This window comes from Bradyrhizobium sp. CCBAU 25360, assembly GCF_028128695.1.
GTDB classification, from domain to species: Bacteria; Pseudomonadota; Alphaproteobacteria; order Rhizobiales; family Xanthobacteraceae; genus Bradyrhizobium; species Bradyrhizobium ottawaense.
This window is the reverse complement of the sequence record NZ_LBJA01000043.1, coordinates 530795-549341: the sequence shown is the minus strand read 5'-3', so window position 1 is coordinate 549341 and position 18547 is coordinate 530795. Positions and strand designations below refer to the sequence as shown.

Below are 18547 nucleotides of genomic sequence, written 5' to 3'. Positions count from 1 at the left end.
TCAGGGCCACGTAAGTCTGGCGGAGCTTAGCGCGTGGGGCTGCTTGGGGCCCGAACTGCGCCCTGGTACCCATAACTATTCCACTAACAGCTTCACGGCTTCACCGCCGAGCGCCTGGCGACCGCGACAAATGCCACCACGTCGACGCCCTTCGCCGAAGGGGGCGCTGAGCGCCCCCCACGATCGTTTTGATGTTCACGTCTGGACCCGTCGCGAACTCGGCTCGACCACCTGCGGCTCGGGCTGCATGAGGGTGATGGAGAGGCTCGCGGCCTCATCAGACCCAACTCAGCGTGTAATCGTAGCCGTTGTCCTCGTAGGCCAGCGCCTGGCTGATGCTGTCGACCTGGTCGTCGTGGCGGCCCTGCGGAAAGGTCAGTAGCTCCATCTCGAGCTCGGCCAGGAACGACGCGTTTCTCGGAAACAGTACGCGTCCGGCGGCAAATTTGCTCTGCTGGACGTAGAGCCGACCAACCTTATCATGATTGATTTTGACAGGGTTGACGAAGCAGTCGCCCTGGTCTCGGAGTTCCTGCGCCAGGGCAATTCCGGTCGAGGCCTCTTCGACCAGGATCTCGTGCGGCTTGAAGCGCTTGGCGAGCTGGAGTGCGGTGTCGCGGAGGGCGGGATATTCGAACCGACCGCGCACAAGGTCGAGCAGGTAGTAATTCCCGTCAATGACCAGCCACGTCGTACAAACAGACCAGTCGTTCTGCGCGCCATTTTTGGCGGCCGTATCCCAACTCTGGATGACGCGGCAGCCCAGCACATCTCTTGAGGGGGCTTCGTCGTAATATCGCAGCCAAACGCGCTTGATCATGGCGCCGCCGGCCGGCACCGGCGCCTGCTGGTACTGCGCCGCAAACACGTCCGGCCCGAGCGTCTGGCGCAGCTTGCGCAGCGTCTTGATCGATTCATGGGCCGGATGCAGCGCCTCTCCTGACTTCCTGAAATGGAATTGGTTGGGGCCGATCGGGATCGCGGCGTCGGTCTCCGCGATCGCGGGCAGGCTGAGCACCTCCCAATCATCGGATGAACTGGTCAAAAACCCGGACAGATCGTCGAGATGAACGCGCTGCATCACCACGATCACCGCGCTGGTCTGCTTGTTGTCCAGACGCGACATCAGCGTATTCGTTACCCATTGGTTGGTGCCGGTTCTACGCGAGTCCGATTGCGCATCGATCGGCTTCTGCGGATCATCAATCAGGATCACGTCGCCGCCGAGCCCTGTCAACGTCCCCGAAACCGATGTCGTTCTGCGCGACCCGCGTCGGGTCGTGATCAGCTCGGATTCGGTGCTGCGCACGATGCGCATGTCCGGAAACGCGCGCCGGTACCACTCGGCATGCACGATGGATCGGAAGTCGCTGGCATGTTTGGCCGAGAGCTCATCGCCGTAGCTGATGGAAATGATGCGGCGGCCTGGCGAGAGCCCAAGCAGAAAGGCCGAAAAGGCCACAGACACCGTGATCGATTTGAGGTAACGCGGCGGCATGTTGATGATCAGCCGGGTGATTTCGCCGCGGCGGACGCGCTCCAGCTGATAGGCAATTGCATGGATGTGCCAGTTGGGCAGGAATTGAGCACCGGGGTTGAGGTGGAGAAAGCAGCGGTAGACAAAGCTGACGAAGTCAGCGCGTATGATGGCACTGAACAATGCGAAGTCGTGTTTGGTCATTCGGAATCTCCTTGCTTTTTGAATTTCTCGTAAAGTTGGTCGGCGTAAAAATCCAAAACCTTGCGGTCGTCGATATCGAGGACGTCGTTGGCGGGCTGCTCGGATGACGTTTCGAGCAATTGTTGGCGGTTGAGAAGGAAGGCGGCCGATTTGTCCTTGCCCCTCAGCGCGTCGTCCGCAAATCTGGTCAGGATGCCTTCGAGCACGGTGATCTTGCGCAGTCGTCCGTTTTCACGAATGTCGATTTTTCGGTTAAGAAGCTTGTTGATGATGGTCCACTCATTCTTGCTGCCCTTGGGCCGCCCTTTCGGATTGCCGCTCTGGCCCGGTTTGAACCGATGCTCGGCCGGCGGTTTGCCGTAGCCGACTCCATCTTTTGCGTCGGACGCGCCGGCGCGGCGCGGGGGCCTGCGGCTCATGTGCTGCTCCCCGCCGTGGCGGCGGCGCGCTCGGCGGCGACCTCATCGAAGGTCTGGCCGGTCACTGCGAGAATCGCATCGCGTTTTGTGACGTTCTGCCAACGGCGGATCGCGGCGTCGACATATAGCGGATCGATCTCCAGCCCATAGGCCTTGCGGCCGACGCGCTCCGCGGCGAGCAGGCTGGTGCCGGATCCCAGGAAGGGATCAACGACGAGGTCGCCGCGCCGCGTGCAGTCCTTGATCGCATCCGCGATCAAGGCGACCGGCTTCACCGTGGGATGCACCGTGAGATCGTCGAGGCGGCCTTGGCGGAAGGTATTGACGCCGGCATAGGTCCAGACGTTGGAGCGGTTGCGGCCATGGCGGCCCAGCTCAACATTGTTGAGATGCGGCCCATCGCCATTTTTGTAGAGGAAGATCAGTTCGTGCTGGGACCGGTAAAAGCTGCCTTGGCCGGCATTGGTCTTGGTCCATACCACCAGGTTCTGCAGCGGACCGAAGACGGCACGGCCCGCGACATGCATTTCGCCGATATGGCGCCAATCGACGAACGCAAAGTGCAGTGAGCCGTCGTGCGAGAATTGGGCGGCCAAGCGCATCCAGCGCGTGAGAAAGTTGGTGAACTCGGGCGACGACATTTCACCGGACCCAACCGCAAATTCGCGGTGCTTGATCTTGCCGCGGCCGATCGTTGTGGAAATTTGCACATTGTAAGGGGGATCGGCGATCAGCATGCGGGCCCGATCGGACCCCATCAGCCTCGCCCAATCGCTCTGATCGCAGGCATCGCCACACAGCACGCGATGCGTGCCAAGCTGCCACAGTTCGCCCCTGCGGCTGATGGGTTGCTCGCCGATTGTGCAGGACGCGTCAGCTGAATCGTGCTCCGAGTTGCCGAAATCGAGCATCAGCCCGTCGATTTCGGCCGGCGCAAACCCGGTGATGTCGAGGGTGAGATTGAAGTCTGGGAGAAGCGAGGCAAGTTCACCGAGTTCCTCGGCGAGCAGCTTGCGATCCCAGCCTGCGTTCGCTGGAATCTTGTTGTCGGCGAGCGCCAGCGCGCGCTTTTCGGGGTCGCTGAGCCCGCGCAGCACCAGAACGGGGACGTCCTTGAGGGAAAGCTTCTTGGCCGCCTCCCAGCGGGCGTGGCCGGCGATAATGCGCCGATCCTCGTCGGCCAGGATGGGATAGGTCCATCCATAGCGCAGGATCGAGTTTGCGACTTGTTGGATCTGCTTCTTGGAGTGTGTCCGCGCGTTCTTTTTCGCGCGCTTGAGGGACGGGAGTGGCAGCAGCCGTGTTTCGCCCCAGTCGAGCTGCTGCTCGGGCAGGGGGCGGGCGTCATTCGACGCGGTTGATGCTGGTTTGGAGAGGCGAGATTTGCGCCTGCCCCGCCGAAGTTTGTGGACGGCCTCCATCGTGGCGCGGTCCAGGGTCATGGGGAGCTCCATTTTGTTCAACGAAGCTCGTCATATTCAGCATTTTCATAACTCGCGCATCAATCGTGATCCAAGTCCAATTGTGGCAACAAAACGCCTCAAGTCGCTGCGGTCGATCCGAGGCGTCGCGTTCTGCGCGTTCTCGGTATCCGAATGCCGAACTTGCACATTGCGTCCGCTATCTTTTGTTCGGAGAGGTCCTCAAGTGCGGGGTCTTGGTCGAGAATGTAGCCGCGGATCTGCTTTAACAGGGGAACGCGGTCTTGGAGAGCCGGGAGCGCGCTGCAATCGAGCGCGTAGCAGAACCGCTCGGAGGGGAGCAGGTAACGGCACTCCGACTCAACCCCCATGAATGCGATCGTATGGCGGATGATACACCACTCCAGCTCCGTCACATGATATGGAAGCAATGACGGTGTGAGCTCAACGGCGCGAAGCCGCGTGCCATCCGAAAGTTGGACCGCGCCGCTCCCGTCGAAGGTCGCGCCGTCGAGTTTGAAGATGTCGAAGATTTCAAACCCGGCGCTAATTTGACGCTGTGCCCGGAAGAACTGAGAGGTGTGCAGTGCGATCGTTTCGTCCGCCGCACTCTCGACAAAGGCGCCGACCAGGCCGACAATTTGTTGCGAGGGAAGCCGCAAGCCGCCGACCCTGATTTTCCCGACCTGCGCGCCGTCGAATGCGCCATTTAAGAGCAGAACTTCGATCACGTCCGCGATCGTGCGCGGCTTGTCGCGTTGGTCCTCGTGAAGGCTTCTGTAACGGGGCAATGCGGGTCCTCAGAATTAACCTGGGACGCAACCGCAAAACGTCAACCCCGTAGCTCTACGGTCGTTCAGACCGGGATGGTCGAATCCGGTGCAGCTGAGGATTTCTTTGCCGGTTTAGACAAATGAGCTTCGGAAGACGACGCCCGGTCCAGACCGCTCAGCTGCACATCAAAGGGGGAAGAACAGATCGCGTCCGCGCCGCGAATAGGCGATGAGAATTAGCTCCTGACAGACCTCGGACCTTGGCTGTCCAGGTAAGCGTTCATTCCTGACGCGTGGGATCAGTTGACGACGGTTGCTGGACGCCAATTCAAGGGCTCGTCGAGCCGGCTCGAGCAGCCGCGGCCGTTCACGGCGCAGCTTCGCTAGCCAATCCCAAATTAGAGATGGCGCCCTTGGGAGCGCGTGAAACGCGAGCGTCATTCCACGCTAGTGGGTGACCGCAGATTTCGGCCTGATGCGCAGGCGGGCAAGCGACTGTTGGGACACCTGGCAGATCAGCGCGCCGCTCTTGCGCTTGAGCAGGTGGTCAAGAGGCAAAGCAGGAGCTTAGGTTCAAGCCACACAGTGGCCAGCGCACCGCCGCCAATGCCTCCGCTGCAATTACGATATCTCGGATACGCGGGTCATCGTAATGTCCTTTGATTGACAATCGATTGCGCGAAGCGAGAATGGAGCGACTTTCAACAATTGGCGGTAGGCGACAGCGACATTTTACATAATTTTACATAGCGCTTTGAGCGGCCGCCGGTCGTTTCGGGTGTACCAGCAATCGCGCCGGTGTTGGCATCGATCGACCTGCCGAGCCGGTCTCCGAACGGAATTTATTAAGATCGACCCGTGCATTTTCCAAACTCAGTTATTGCAGCGGCTGCTGCTTCCTTTTGCTGGTGGTGAAGGCCTATGCCTGACGTGTATGCCACCAAGGCGACGTTGTACGCCTGCCAAAGCGTGTGCCGGTCGATATCCGGGAAACACTTCAACACGAGCGGTTCAACGTTAGTGATCTGATATTCGTCCAGGCATTGAAGAATAACGCAGCTGACGTCGGCGATGCTATGCATTGCCATTGCTCCCTGTTATGGACATCAGCTGGTTCTGGGCTGCGGTCTCTTGGTCTGTTGCCAGGACGACACGTGCAGCCACAAGCTGAAGCGACCCCCGGCAGACATTGACCGATGGCCCGATCAGCTGCGTGGAGCTTCGTTCGCCCGCAAGGTGTGCGGCAAGCGCGACGCCCTTCCTCAGAGCCGGTCGCGTCCCGATGATGATGTGCGGACGCTGAACTCTGATGAACCGCCAGATCCGTTGCTATGGTGGAGTTGTTCGAGTCGCCTGTCGAGTTCTTGCTTTTTGGCAACGATCCTCGCCGCGAGAATCTGATCGACGTCCGTGTAGAGAGCCCACAACTCATCGGCGGACATCTGCTCAAATTGCGGTCGGTAATCACGAATTTCCAAGGTCCTACCCCCCGGTTGGGGCGGGTAGCAGCAAATTCAGTCGTCAAAGCCCGGACTCTTACGCTGAATCAGATGATCGCGTTGATGGCCGGGCCCACCGCGCTGCCGTCGTAAACCGCCTTCCTGGCTCTAGTTTCGCCTGCCACACCGACGATTCCGCGCTCCGCCTTGGCCACTCGGTCTCGAAGGTCCTCAAGTTCGGATACTTGAGACGCGAGTGCCTCAAAATGTTGGCGCAGAGCGAAATGACAACCATCCAGTCGCGCACGAGCGTCCATTGCACGCCCCCTCCATCATACTGCCCCAGAACAGATGGCCCGCGATTGGGACCACCCCCCAGACTAGTTAAATTGGGCCATCGGTTCTGCTCGCTTTCGCACGCTGGTCGTATGGTTTTCTCGGCGGATCGTCCCACGTCGATGGCTGAAAGCGGCAAGCAGCTACACTTGCCGCTCGGGCCTCACGGTTTTCGGAGGCAAAATGGACAGCTCTGGGCGACTGCCGCCCGCGGACAAGGCCGCCCTTGGATATCGCCATCGCACAAAGTTCCGCCAGCAGCTTACCCGGCATTTAGGGTTGTGCAGGGACCGCTGTGGGTCGTGTCCCCCGGAGGGGTGTTAACTCGGTAGAGCAAAGCCGCCCGGACGCGCGCCGCCAATAGCGCCGCAGCGGGCGGGCGGCTTTGCGGGCTCACCGGCAGTTCTCCGGCAGGATCGGGTTGCGACACGCCAACGCAACCGAGGAATTCCACCGATGACATGATGAACCTGCGCAGGCTCGTGGAGAAGACCTGATGCCGATCTGTTGCGTGAGATGATCGGCTTTGCCGCCAAAAGGCCGATGGAGCTGAAAGAAGGCCAGACCGGGGCCGCCTATGGCGAGACGACCTCCGAATGCCTGCCCAGCGCAATGGTTACCGCGAACGGATCTGGGAGACCCGCGCTGGTGCGGTTGAGCTGCGGATTCCCAAGCTGCGCAAGGGCTCCTACTTCCCTCGCTTTCTGGAGCCGCGCCGCAGCACCGCCGTGGTGCAGGAAGCCTATGTGCAGGGTGTCTCCACCCGCTCGGTGGGCAATCTGGTGCAGGCGATGGGCATGACCGGCATCTCCAAGAGCGAGGTCAGTCGGCTGTATGGCGCGAGCACATCGTAGTCCGAAGTCGGGCGCAACATTTGCCCGATCCATCTCTTCAATGGGTTAGATCCGAAGCTCATGATAGCTGATAAGCGTTCCCTTGTTCTTGTCGGCCTCTGTCTGAAAGCCCGCGGGGTCATAGATCGACCGCCGCAGCGGCTCGGCTGGACCGAAACTCAGCCCTATCGACGAAGACGACGCATGAAAAGCAACAGTATCGGAATACTTTGCACCATCGCGTGACTGTCAATTTGCGCGCTCGACGCGATTCAGGCCTGCTGCGGTGAAGGCTTTAGATGGGGGGAATGACCAGAATGATTGTGGGTGCTCTCGGCGCTGCTGTCGTATTGCTGATTTCTCCGAGCTCCGAAGCGTTCGCAGCGCGCAATTGCAGCCCCTCCGGGCGCGTATCTTGTACGGACGTCAGATACTATGTCGCGAAGTACTCAACGCCCATGGCCGAGATGTATGCTCGCGGCGCCACCGACGCACAGATCGAGCGGGCACGACGTTGTTTGGCGTCAAACGAATCGGTCGAAACCGAGCGCCACCGCTCCTACACCGAATGAGCCTGATCGCCTCGGTAAGGCCAGGCGTCGGTTGAACGCGGACAGGCTTTCTCTCTAACAATAGATCGACGAAATTCGTGCATTATCATCTTTTCAGAAGTAGCCCCATTTCTCGCGCCATTCGCTTGACTGAGCCGACATGCCGGCGAAGGGCCGCGGCGATCTCCGCCGCGCCGTACCGCCGGCGGCTCATTGCCGAAAGCTTCCTGCGTTCGAGGTCGCTCCATTCCTTCGGCTTCGATGCTTTCATGTTGTCATCTTGTCGCCGGCCTGAGGCGGGCGACATTGGGAAATTTACGGGTGCTATCTAGAGTTTGCCCGACGGGCGGAAGCGAGGGTGGGGTGCATCCTTTGCGGGGGGCTTGCTGGGCCTTGGTATCTGATTGTCTGCGCATGACGATGGTCCCGACGCTGTTGCGAATGGCCAGAACAACAAAGGACCCGCAGGTTGCGTCTGCTTGATCCAGCGCGCATCCGATCTAAAGGACTTGTCCAGTGTGACAACAAAGGCAGCGATGACTCAGGTTAAGCGCGCATTTCTTTGAACGGGCGTCATCCATAAGCAGACGCCGGCAAACAGCACGCGGTCGTTATTCCACACTTGGCCTACCTCGCCTCGAAGCGTGGATCACCAAGGAGGGCCCGCCAGTAGTCCGGCGGCAGGCGTGGGGTGGAATGGCGGACTAGCGTCGCCATCCGCTAGGATTTCGCGGCGGGCGGATGGAGTCTGACAGACGTGCTTCCCTAACACTAATCCCCACGCTCCTATTGACTCGCGTCACGAATGGGCAAATCCTTTCAACGATGGCAGTTGCCATCGCCAATTTCAGCACTACGAACTTTCGGCGCCACAACTTTTATCAGCGCCATCCGACCAAATTGCTTTCTGAACAGAAACGGAGGGGCCGATGCGCGCGCTCGTCTTGAGAACCGTCTCTCTTCTCACCCTCGCTACCCTGGGCTCGATCTCCGGCACGCCTGCCGCCCGCGCGGAAGACGGCACCGACGAGCAGTTTGGCAAGGTTCACTTCCAGACCTCCTGCAACGAGGTGGCACAACGGCGCTTCGACCGCGGGATGCGCTATCAGCATTCGTTCTGGTACCGGCCGGCGAAAGAGATTTTCGAGGAGACGTTGCAGGCCGATCCGGAATGCGCGATCGCCTATTGGGGCATTGGCCTCAGCTTGCTGTACAATCCGCATTTTCCTGCGCCGAAGGAGAACCTCACCGAGGGCCTCGCCGCGCTGCAGAAGGCCAGGGCACTCGGCGCCAAGAGCGAACGCGAGCGCGACTATATCGACGCGCTGCTGGCCTTTTATTCGGGCGACGAGACGACGACGTTTGGCCAGCGCGCGCAGGCCTATCTCAAGGCAACCGAAGCCGTCGCCACGCGCTATCCCGATGATGACGAGGCGCAGATCGCCTACGCCATCACGCTGAACGTCACGGCGTCACCAAACGACAAGACTTATGCCAACCAGCTCAAGGGCGCTGCCATCCTGGAGCCGATCTTCAAGCGACAGCCGCGGCACCCCGGCGTGGCGCATTACCTGATCCATCTCTACGACTATCCGGCGATCGCAGAACAAGGTCTCGACGCTGCCAAGCGCTATTCCGAGATCGCGCCGGCGGCGCCGCACGCTTTGCATATGCCCTCGCACATCTTCACGCGCGTCGGCTACTGGAACGAATCCATCGAGGCCAATAGCCGTTCCGCCAAGGCTGCCAAGGAGGGCAAGGACCCCAGCGAGCAGCTGCATGCCGACGACTATATGGTCTACGCTCTGCTCCAGCTTGCGCAGGACAGCCGGGCCCGCGACGTCATCGCGGACATGGTTGCGACGACGGGCTATGCGCCTTCCGTCCGCGCCGGTCCCTACGCAATAGCGGCCAGCCAGGCGCGCTACATGGTCGAGCGCGGCGATTGGCAGGGCGCGGCCGCGCTGAAGGCCGAGCCGAGCCGGTTTGCCTATGTCGATGCGATCACCTGTTTCGCCCGCGCCCTTGGCGCCGCGCGCTCCGGCAATGCAGACGCCGCAACCGCGGACATCGCCAAACTGGCGGAGCTGCGGGACAAGCTGCAGCGGGACAAGGATGCCTATTGGGCGGAGATCGTCGACATTCAGCGGCAGGTCGCCGCAGCCTGGCAGCTCAATGCCCAGGGAAAACAGGCCGACGCGTTGGAAGCGATGCGCCTTGCCGCCGATGCCGAAGACAAGACCGAAAAATCCATCGTGACGCCGGGACCGCTTGCCCCAGCACGCGAGCTCTACGGGACCATGCTGCTCGAGCGCGGCATGGCCACGGAGGCATTGGCCGCCTTCGAGAGCACCATGCGCAAGGAGCCGAACCGCTTTGGCGCGACGATCGGCGCCGCTCACGCCGCCGAGAAAGCGGGTAACACTGTGAAGGCCCGTCAATACTACGCTAAAGTCGTCGACATGGCGCGCAATGGCGACCCCTCGCGGGAGGACCTCGCGGCCGCACGAAAGTTCATGGCTCAAAATTAGCAAGAGTGCCGCGGCAAGCTACCATGCGCCTGACAACCAAATTCGTTGCGATCAGCGCAGCCGCCGCGCTGCTGTGCGCAGCCGCTGCGATCTGGATATTGCGATCCGGCGAACCGGCGCGCACAACAGCGGCATCCAGCGAGGTCCGCCCGGTGTGGACGGAAACCGACTGGCCTTTCAGCGCAGATCCCTGGGGCAAAGGAAAGGCGTTCCGCTGCAAGGCCGGGGATTGCGGCGGCGAGATCCAGCTCTACGTTCGCGCTAAGCTCGGCTTCTGCAATTGCGCCACGGGCGTCGCCGACGATGGCGACCTCGAGCAAATGGGCGACTTGGCGCTGATTGGCAAGGCAACGCCGCTCGGTGCCGGCCGAGAGATCATCGTCGGTCCGATGCGCGGCCGCAGCCGGGCCTATCGCCTTGAAGCAAATCGCAACGCCGCGCTCTCACTCGCCTTCAATCAGCGCTGCGACATGGTGGCAGCGACGGCTTTGGTTGGACCGGGCGCGCCCGCGTCACTGGAGCCGGCGGTGCTGGCGTTCCTCAATAGCGACCGCATGTTGAAATGGGCCGAGATCGCGCTTGGCTTATAGCTTAGAGCGATTCTGCTTCCGCCTTCGCAAAGCCATAGGACCTTCTAGATGCGCGCACCGAGCGCGCTGCGGTCACCGGTCCCGACCATTCCAGCAAAGTCACCGCTGTACGCCCCAGCTTTGACCAGCAAATCCGCAGGTGCGTAGTTCTTGGTGGAGGCAGAGGCGCTCGTTTCGTCGTCCAGGGAGAATAGTGTCTTGGCCGCGCCACCAAGATCGTTTGCCGGCACCCAAGATGAGAATGTCATGGTGCCCTCTGAAGCGCCCGCTGACTGCCTCGCGCGCGTGACCGAATGGAAGGACGCAACCGAAACAATAAAGCTCCGGAGCAATTGTGGCTCATCCACCTCCAGGCGGCGAGCGATCTTGTCGATCGGGTGTCGGCGAACCAGTTCTCCCCGACCTTTTCGGCGGGGGAATCGGCTTGCGCGAGGGCAAGACAACCATCACAAACAGAACGTTGATCAGGAGCCATATCCCAAGAATAAGAAGGACAGTACGCACGATAACGACCATAGTTTGATTTGAAATCTGCCGAACTTACCTCCTGCCTCATGTTCTAGGATGCAGCTGGCACCATACCGCGTGCGAAATCGTACGCTAGAGTAGGCCAGTCCACGAAGTTAATGCTGTCTTTGTTCCAGCTCTTTGAGCAAGGCGTGGAGAAACGCGCTGGCATGGTCGTGATTTGTATTGTCGTCCGCCCCGCTGAGCACGCCGCCGACAATTTCCGGTCCCGGTGCCTCAATGCGCTCTGACCAATGATCGAGGAGATCATCGGACGTGTCTTGGCCGGGCGTGAGTAGCTTCAGCAGCCGAGGTGCACGATTGTGCCCATTGCTCGGTCGGCCCGCGCATGCATAGAGCGCGAACAAGCTTCGGAAATCATCGCGGGATATTGTTCGCATGAACGCCCTTCGATGTGAAAACAATGCTCAGCAAATCACAGTGCCAGTATGCGCGTTTCCCGGCCAGCAGATATATATCGAAAGTGCTAGGTTGCCTGTCGATTCAGATCCAGGCTAGCCCCGGCGGTCGCAACGTAAACGACCACCGGGTTTCGCCGCGCTGATGTCACTGGATGTCAGTTTTTCTGCTTTGGCGGCACGTGTCCGTTCGGTTTACGACTCTCATGTTGCCTGACAGCCAAATGTAGCGCGGGCGCAACACCCCGCTGCTTCGGCTGGTCTTGCATAATGGTCGCCATCACGGGCTTTGAGGCTCGTGGGTCCTCGGCCCAAAATCGGATCGCCATACAATCAACCTGAAGAAGCCGCTGAAGGATGGACGCCACGCCACGGCAACTCTGGTTCGGCATCCGTATAAGTACGGGCGGCGCTCGCCTAGCGTTGGGCTTTGGTTTGCGCAACAGCAAAGCGCATCACGCACGCGAAATGGTTCGTTAGCTTTCCTGTGGCTAGCTGGGTGCGTGCCGATTACCGCCGATTGCGGCACATTGGAATGGGAATGCCGGCCCCGGCTGCTGACCCCATCCTGCGGCTGGGGCCGTGTTGAACTTTCGCAGCATCGTTCAAACCCGGTCCCCAACCATGCTTAGAGGCGTTGCTATCGCGCTATTTGGAATGGGCATCTTTTCGCAGCTTGATCGCGCGCTGTTCTATGGCCGCCATACTGACGCCGCGCTCAGGCTGATGCGGGAGATTGGCCGAGGCTTTGGGCTGTAGAGCGGCCTACGCCAAAATCGATGAAATCTCGAGACTTCATATTCTCAGGAGTAATCCGATTTCTCACGCCATCCCTTGACCGAGCCGGTATGTCGCTATTTCAGCGGCGTAATCTCACTGCGCGCCGAAACGTGCGGCTGGCGCTTAAGAGCAAGAGGCTATCAAGCGTTTCACACGTCATTTGTGTCGGAATGATTGATCGAATGACATGCGAGCGGCCGACGGTGGACTCGAACGCGGCCCGGTGAGCGGTCGCGAGCAAGACGATCGCCGGCATGCCGGGACACCGGCGAATCTTCGGTATGCCCGCCAATTCGCTTTGATCAATCCGGACGAAGGCCGTGTAGTACGGCGCATTCGTCTTCGGATGCCCACGCAAGTGATTAATTGCCGCCCGCTGGCGGCGTGAGCACGCCAGTGCTGCTTTTTCAAAGATGCTTGAATGCGGTGAAGTGAGTGCGCCGTTTTGTCAGCGATAGCGAACAAAGGACGCAGCGCTTCAAACTTGATGACCGCCGCGCAAGTCGTCGAACGATGTCACTCGATCACAGGCTTCTTTACGGTTGTTCGATCAAGGCCGATTTGCACCGCCCATCGCAAACGCCACGGCCCACGCAACGGACTCGTCGCCTCATCGGTCATGGAGATGCTTCTGCGAAGCTTCCGCTTCCTCGTCACGTCGCAGCAAGCTATCGTGCAAGTGGTTCAGTCCCGAGACTCCAACGAGAGATAGGCCTTTGTCGCGCACAGCGACCTGGTCCAGGTCCAGATCCGGCTTTCGGAGCGCCTATCTTCGTCGTACGATGCATCCCCCAAAAGCTCGGGGTGAACACGAGATGGCGCGAATTCCTCGGGGTGCAACGGTGCCCTGTTCGTCCCACTGGTTCTAACGCAATCGGCGGGGATTGAACAGCAAGTCGGCCAGCTCGATCACGTGCCGTCTCTTAGTCCGCCAGCAAACTGCTGTGATCAATTGGACCTGAGTGCATCTGCCAGTATCCATCTAGCGATGTTAGATCCAGAGATCAAAAGTCAGTTTCGATAGACGAAGCATTTGCCTAGTCCAGGACGTGGACGATGTCCAATCCTCGATCATTAGCTCCCGAGACAAATTCTAGCCGAGTTGTCAGCTACGTCGGTTGTCTGGTCGCAATCGGCGCCATCTATCTCGTCTTGGCCAAAGGTGGGCTTGCTCTCGCGTCCATTCATCCCAGTTCAACGCCAATTTGGCCGCCGACAGGTGTCGCGCTGGCGGCGGTGCTGTTGGGGGGATATCGGACCTGGCCAGCAATTTTTGCGGCAGCGTTGATTGCAAATGCGACGACGGCGGGCTCGGTTGCTACCGCAATCGCGATTGCGGCCGGCAACGCTCTTGAAGCGATTGTAGGCGCTTACCTCATTAATCGGTGGTCGAGCGGATGTAACACGTTTTCAACCCCCGATTCTGTCGCAAAGTTTGCGGTGATCTGCGTCGTCATCGCGACGCCGATCAGCGCCAGCATTGGACTGACCAGTCTGACAATCTTCGGGTACATCGAACAGAAAAGTTTCGCGGACGCGTGGATCACCTGGTGGCTGGGAGACGTGACAGGCGCACTGGTCATTACTCCCGTTATCGTGCTTTGGGCATCAAGCCGCTATCATGACTTCGAACGCCATGCGCTTCAGGAGACGGTTGGCGTCCTCACGACAGCGGCGGTTGTTGGACTCATTGCTTTCAGCCCTTTGATCGAGCAAACGCCCGGCCGAGATCCACTGGGTTTTCTGGCGATCTTGCCGATGTTGTGGGCGGCGCTGCGCCGCGGTCCACGCGATACCGCGACGGTCGCCCTGATGCTTGCGGGCATCACGATCTGGGGCACGCTCACGGGCGGCGGCCCGTTCGCAACTACGGACCTTAACGCATCGTTCCTGCTGGTGTTGATGTTCTTGATCAGCATTACCGTTCCAAGCTTGTTGCTGAGCGCCGATGTCGAGGTGCGCAAGAAAGCGGAGGAGCGTCTGCGCCGCGCGCGCGTCGAACTCGAGCAGAAGGTCGCAGAGCGAACGCAAGAGCTGGAGCTCGCCAGTGCCGCAAAGTCACGCTTTTTTGCCATGGCAAGCCATGATTTGCGGCAACCGTTACATGCATTAGGGCTGTTTGTTGCCCAGCTGCGCACGCCGCTCGAACCAGGGGAGAGGGCAAAGACGATCGAGCGGGTCGACGCAACGCGCAAGGAAATGGATGAAATGTTCAATTCGCTGCTGGACATTTCGAGACTCGATGCCGGGATGCTCATCCCTTACATTACCGAATTCCCGATCGGACGCCTGTTGCAAAAAAGCGAGACGGCGTTTGATCAGGCGACGCGAGAAAAAGGCGTGCGCTTACGGGTCAGGCCAAGTGACGCCTGGGTACGGAGCGACGCCATGCTGCTCGAACGCATATTGCTGAATCTGGTATCCAATGCTGTGCGCTATACGTTAAAGGGCGGGATCCTGGTCGGATGCCGTCGGCGCGGTGAAATGCTGCGCATCGAAGTATACGATACCGGTCCCGGCATTCCCGAGGATCAAAAGCAGAATATCTTTGGCGAGTTTTTTCAAGTTCCTGCTCCGGAGCAGAACCGGTCCGGCGGCCTGGGGCTCGGCCTTGCCATTGTCGACAGGCTTCGCTTGCTTCTCAACCATCCCATTGAGCTCGCTTCGACTGTGGGTCGCGGTTCGCGATTCACGATTCTGGTTCCGAAGGTCGACGAATGCGTCAGAGCCGCAGCGCCCGCCGACTTACCACACCCCGGCGCTTTTGCAGTCGACGGCAAGGCAATTCTTGTTATTGCCGATACTCCCATCGTGCAGGAGGGAACGGGCGGATTGCTCAGCAAATGGGGATGTTCGGTTCTTGCCGCCGGATCCGACGAAGCCGCACTGGTTCGACTTGCTGAGCGCGAACAACGCCCCGACCTCATAATCTCGGACTATCATCTCGCACGCGGGAAGACCGGAATCAGGGCAATTGAACAAATCAATGCGGCGTTTGGCTCGTCAATTCCTGCCATTCTCATCAGCGGCGATACGGCAGCTGAGCCACTGCGGGACGCCAAGGATAGAGGATACGTTTTGCTGCATAAGCCTGTCGACCCAATGCAGCTCCGCGCTGTCATGCACAAGCTGTTTAGGGATCACGATGGTGGGAGAGACGCTGGGGCAGTTTCATGATCCAGATTTCGGCCACTCCCAGCCCATTTTTCCGACCTTTATGATGGCCTCGGTGCGCGTCGCTACGCCGAGCGCCTTGAGAACGACCGTGATGTGATTCTTCACCGTAGGCACTGCCATATTGAGCATCCTGGCAATGACCTTATTGCTCTTCCCCTTCATCAGGAGCGCAAGTACTTCAATCTGCCGATCGGTCAACCCGAGCCCCTTGAGCGAGTCGGGCGCCATTGGCTTGTTTGCATGCCGTGGGCCCGCTGTCTTCTCCAGTATCTCCAACGGGATGTAAACTCCGCCGGAGAACACCAATTCAATAGCCTTGAGCATCACCTCGCGTTCCGTGGTTTTCGGAATGAAACCCAGCGCGCCGAATTTGAAGGCGCGCCTGACTGTGTCTTGATCATCGGAGGACGAGAGAATGACGACGGCAGTCCTCGCATAGCGATCGCGCAGTTCGCAAAGGACGGAGAAGCCGTCGCGATCAGGCAAATTGATATCAAGCAGAATGAGGCTGATGTCGGGATGCTCCTCGACGATGTGCATGGCCTCTCGGCCGCTCGAAGCTTCGAATATAACGGCTTCTCGCTTTAGTTGCTTCAGGACAGCGTGCAGCGCGGCCCGAATCAATGTGTGATCGTCAACAACAAGCACCTTCATAGAAAAGGTCTCCGTCTTCTGGCCGCCCGGAGATCAATAGGAAATCATATACCCACCTTCGAAATCGTCCATCTTCTATCTCGGCTCCGGCCGGCGGTTCGCCGTCAGGTAAGAAGGGAGCGGACTACGTGAAGCGCGCAGCTCGCGGGCCCCTTCTAATGCGAGCGATGAATTGCTCATCATATGTCTGACCAAGGTCAAACGGACGGCAGGACGGACGGTACCTTGGTCATAGGACCTAGGCACCTCTCTGTACCGACCTCCGGCCGATTTACAGGCTGCGGCGCTTGCACGATGATGACGACAGTCAGCCATTCCACCAGAGGGTTTTGCGCAGCCCGGCCATATCGTCATTGTCGCAGTTGCTGTTGTGGCCGGGTCGGTGTGAAGCAATTCTGGACTGCGTCGCTGTCAGAATCCCGCAGCGTGCTTTTTGTTACATTCAGTTCCTCTCGATCGTTCCTCTCGAAGCCTGCGCGTACCCTGGACGAGGCAAGCCAATGCAGGATCGGACCGCATCCCCGAAGCTATTTGCGGGCGCTCGGCCGGAGCTCAAAGTCAACAGCCGCGACCCTCGCATTGATGCCTGCCGCGGCATCGCGCTCTGGTGCATCTTTCTTGATCATGTCCCCAATAACATTGGAAGTTGGCTGACGCTACGGAACTACGGCTTCAGCGATGCCGCGGAAGTGTTCATGTTCGTCTCGGGAGTCACCTGCGCGCTAGCCTACGGCAAAGTACGGAGTTGCGAGGGGTGGACCAGCGTGATCCGCCGGACCCTGCGGCGAAGTTGGGACATCTATGTCGCATTTCTGCTGCTGACGCTCGCCTGCGCCATCTTGGTTCACCTCGCAGGCGGGGACCGTCTTGCTGATGAGAGCAATACGCGCATTCTGTTGGATCAGCCGGGCTCGGCGCTCGCCCACGCAGCGATTCTGCAATACCGTCCGGTCAATACCGACGTATTGCCGAACTTCGTGCTTCTCCACCTCTTTTTCGCGCCGTTGCTGTGGTTGCTGCTCCGAATGCCGAACGTGACGCTTGGCGCCTCGCTGGCGCTTTATGCGCTGGTGCAAATGTTCGGCTGGTCCATGCCGGCGTGGCCGAGCGGCCATTGGGCTTTCAATCCACTGGCCTGGCAGCTATTGGCGGTTCTTGGTGCGTGGATGATAATCGAGGGCGAAAGAGTGCGCCCCTGGCTAACGTCTCGCACGGTGCTCGTGCCCGCCGCTCTCTATCTGATCTTCAGCCTCGTCATCGCATTGAGCTGGAGAATCAAGCCGTTGGAAGCGTTGATCCCGCAGGGGCTGACCAAATTGGCTTACCCGCTAGACAAATCCAATCTCGATCCGTTGCGTCTATTGCATTTCTTGGCTCTAGCGGTTGTGGCGGTATGGTTCGTGCCGCCCAATCGGCAAGCATTGACGAGTGCGGTGATGCGCGGCGCCATCCTCTGTGGCAAGCACTCGTTGCCAATCTTCTGCCTCGGCGTCCTGCTGACGCTCGCTAGCCTCCTGGCGCTGCTCGACATATCGGAAGGGCTTGCGATGCAGATCACGCTCAGCGTTGGTGGAGTCCTCATGATGATCGTGGCAGCGACGCTGCTGAACTTGGTCAAGATCACGCCCCGGCTGCAGCCGACTGTTGCTCTGGCTGCAGGCGTGCGCGTCCCGCCGGCTGCCTGGGGCACCGTTGGCTGGCGCCCCTTGGAGGCGTTCCGCCGAGGACTGCGCGAGCTCGGATGGGCCGGCGGCCGGAATCCCGTCATCAATTGCTGGTTCGTGGATAGGCAATCCCACCGAGTGTACCAGGTGTTTGGCCTCGCAGACGGATTAGTACGGCCGAAGGCGGATGTCATCGCGGCGTCGCCGAAGCCTGCAGCCAGGAATGCAACAGCGACCATTCCATCGGCGGAATATGGCTTTTGACGCATCGGCACGGAAAAGTTCCGGCAGACCTCGAAGCCGCTCTGAGAGATCACTAGGAGGTGAAGGATCGCGTTTCTTCGCAGCGAGAGGCCGAATGTCTCAGCAACGGGAATCGTACGGTTCAGTCGCCATCTGGCGTTCCGCCGTGTTGCTGATGTACGGAGCCATTTCGAAGGTCACAGCACGCAGCCGCAGCGGGCAGATTGAGCATAGGCCAGGAGCCGAAAGTCAGCTTTGGCATGCACCGTGCAAAACCGGTCGATGATCGGGGTCACCTTGTCACTGTAGCCGCGTTGCCAGTGTCCGACAGGCGCGCCACTGAAGTCCGCCGGATATTTTTCCGTGCTCACGGCCAGGAGAGTCCCTGTTTGCCAGCGAAAATTCCCTGTTCCGATGCGACCGCGACGCTCGGGATTTCGGCGGATTTTCAAGTGGTTCCCGCCAACTCTCGTTGCCAAGGCGGGTCCTGAAGTGGGCGTTTTCCCTGTAAATTTCCCTGTTCGCAGGG

14 protein-coding genes and 1 pseudogene are annotated in these 18547 nt (G+C 59.7%); 6 read left to right on the top strand and 9 right to left on the bottom strand.

What is annotated here, in order from left to right; genetic code table 11:
• Nucleotides 1–277: 277 nt before the first annotated feature.
• The 4 genes from terL to XH81_RS29470 all read right to left on the bottom strand — a co-directional run bounded on the left by terL (nt 278) and on the right by XH81_RS29470 (nt 4252).
• Nucleotides 278–1681 carry a phage terminase large subunit gene (gene terL / locus XH81_RS29485; RefSeq protein ID WP_271596465.1) on the bottom strand — a complete coding sequence of 468 codons (1404 nt, stop codon included), beginning with the start codon at nt 1679–1681 and terminating at the stop codon, nt 278–280.
• Complete coding sequence (locus XH81_RS29480) at nt 1678–2100, bottom strand: DUF5681 domain-containing protein (protein WP_271596464.1); 423 nt, start codon at nt 2098–2100, stop codon at nt 1678–1680. The genes terL and XH81_RS29480 overlap by 4 nt, the downstream gene beginning before the upstream one ends.
• A complete protein-coding gene (locus XH81_RS29475; protein ID WP_271596463.1) occupies nt 2097–3542 on the bottom strand; it encodes a site-specific DNA-methyltransferase in 1446 nt (481 codons plus the stop codon). The genes XH81_RS29480 and XH81_RS29475 overlap by 4 nt, the downstream gene beginning before the upstream one ends.
• A 98-nt stretch (nt 3543–3640) precedes the next feature.
• Nucleotides 3641–4252, bottom strand: coding sequence for a hypothetical protein (locus XH81_RS29470; protein ID WP_271596462.1), 612 nt, complete (start codon nt 4250–4252; stop codon nt 3641–3643).
• A 2278-nt stretch (nt 4253–6530) separates the two neighbouring features.
• Here XH81_RS29470 and XH81_RS29465 point away from each other — a divergent pair.
• Nucleotides 6531–6902: pseudogene (locus XH81_RS29465) on the top strand (transposase); the annotation flags it as partial.
• 317 nt (nt 6903–7219) lie between these two features.
• Complete coding sequence (locus tag XH81_RS29460) at nt 7220–7474, top strand: hypothetical protein (RefSeq protein WP_271596515.1); 255 nt, start codon at nt 7220–7222, stop codon at nt 7472–7474.
• A gap of 85 nt (nt 7475–7559) precedes the next feature.
• On the opposite strand, the gene XH81_RS29455 is transcribed toward XH81_RS29460, so the two are convergent.
• Complete coding sequence (locus XH81_RS29455) at nt 7560–7724, bottom strand: hypothetical protein (RefSeq protein ID WP_212447855.1); 165 nt, start codon at nt 7722–7724, stop codon at nt 7560–7562.
• 658 nt (nt 7725–8382) lie between these two features.
• On the opposite strand from XH81_RS29455, the gene XH81_RS29450 reads away from it, so the two are divergent.
• On the top strand, nt 8383–9984 hold the full coding sequence (locus XH81_RS29450; RefSeq protein ID WP_271596461.1) for a hypothetical protein: 1602 nt from the start codon (nt 8383–8385) through the stop codon (nt 9982–9984).
• 23 nt (nt 9985–10007) lie between these two features.
• Nucleotides 10008–10574 carry a hypothetical protein gene (locus XH81_RS29445; protein WP_271596460.1) on the top strand — a complete coding sequence of 189 codons (567 nt, stop codon included), beginning with the start codon at nt 10008–10010 and terminating at the stop codon, nt 10572–10574.
• A 44-nt stretch (nt 10575–10618) separates the two neighbouring features.
• On the opposite strand, the gene XH81_RS29440 is transcribed toward XH81_RS29445, so the two are convergent.
• Together XH81_RS29440 and XH81_RS29435 are read right to left on the bottom strand one after the other, a co-directional pair.
• Nucleotides 10619–10822, bottom strand: coding sequence for a hypothetical protein (locus XH81_RS29440; RefSeq protein WP_271596459.1), 204 nt, complete (start codon nt 10820–10822; stop codon nt 10619–10621).
• Between the two features lie 375 nt (nt 10823–11197).
• The gene (locus tag XH81_RS29435; RefSeq protein WP_212429263.1) at nt 11198–11449 is read right to left on the bottom strand and encodes a hypothetical protein; all 252 of its coding nucleotides are present in this window, start codon (nt 11447–11449) and stop codon (nt 11198–11200) included.
• Between the two features lie 1887 nt (nt 11450–13336).
• Here XH81_RS29435 and XH81_RS29430 point away from each other — a divergent pair.
• A complete protein-coding gene (locus tag XH81_RS29430) occupies nt 13337–15457 on the top strand; it encodes an MASE1 domain-containing protein (protein ID WP_162832245.1) in 2121 nt (706 codons plus the stop codon).
• On the opposite strand, the gene XH81_RS29425 is transcribed toward XH81_RS29430, so the two are convergent.
• The gene (locus tag XH81_RS29425; protein WP_028144290.1) at nt 15452–16111 is read right to left on the bottom strand and encodes a response regulator; all 660 of its coding nucleotides are present in this window, start codon (nt 16109–16111) and stop codon (nt 15452–15454) included. The genes XH81_RS29430 and XH81_RS29425 overlap by 6 nt on opposite strands.
• 500 nt (nt 16112–16611) lie before the next feature.
• Between XH81_RS29425 and opgC the strand changes: the two genes are divergently transcribed.
• The gene (opgC, locus tag XH81_RS29420; protein WP_271596458.1) at nt 16612–18039 is read left to right on the top strand and encodes an OpgC domain-containing protein; all 1428 of its coding nucleotides are present in this window, start codon (nt 16612–16614) and stop codon (nt 18037–18039) included.
• Between the two features lie 176 nt (nt 18040–18215).
• Here the strand turns inward: opgC and XH81_RS29415 are convergent, their stop codons facing one another.
• Nucleotides 18216–18389, bottom strand: a complete 174-nt coding sequence (locus XH81_RS29415; protein ID WP_157158179.1) for a hypothetical protein — start codon at nt 18387–18389, stop codon at nt 18216–18218.
• Nucleotides 18390–18547: the final 158 nt, after the last annotated feature.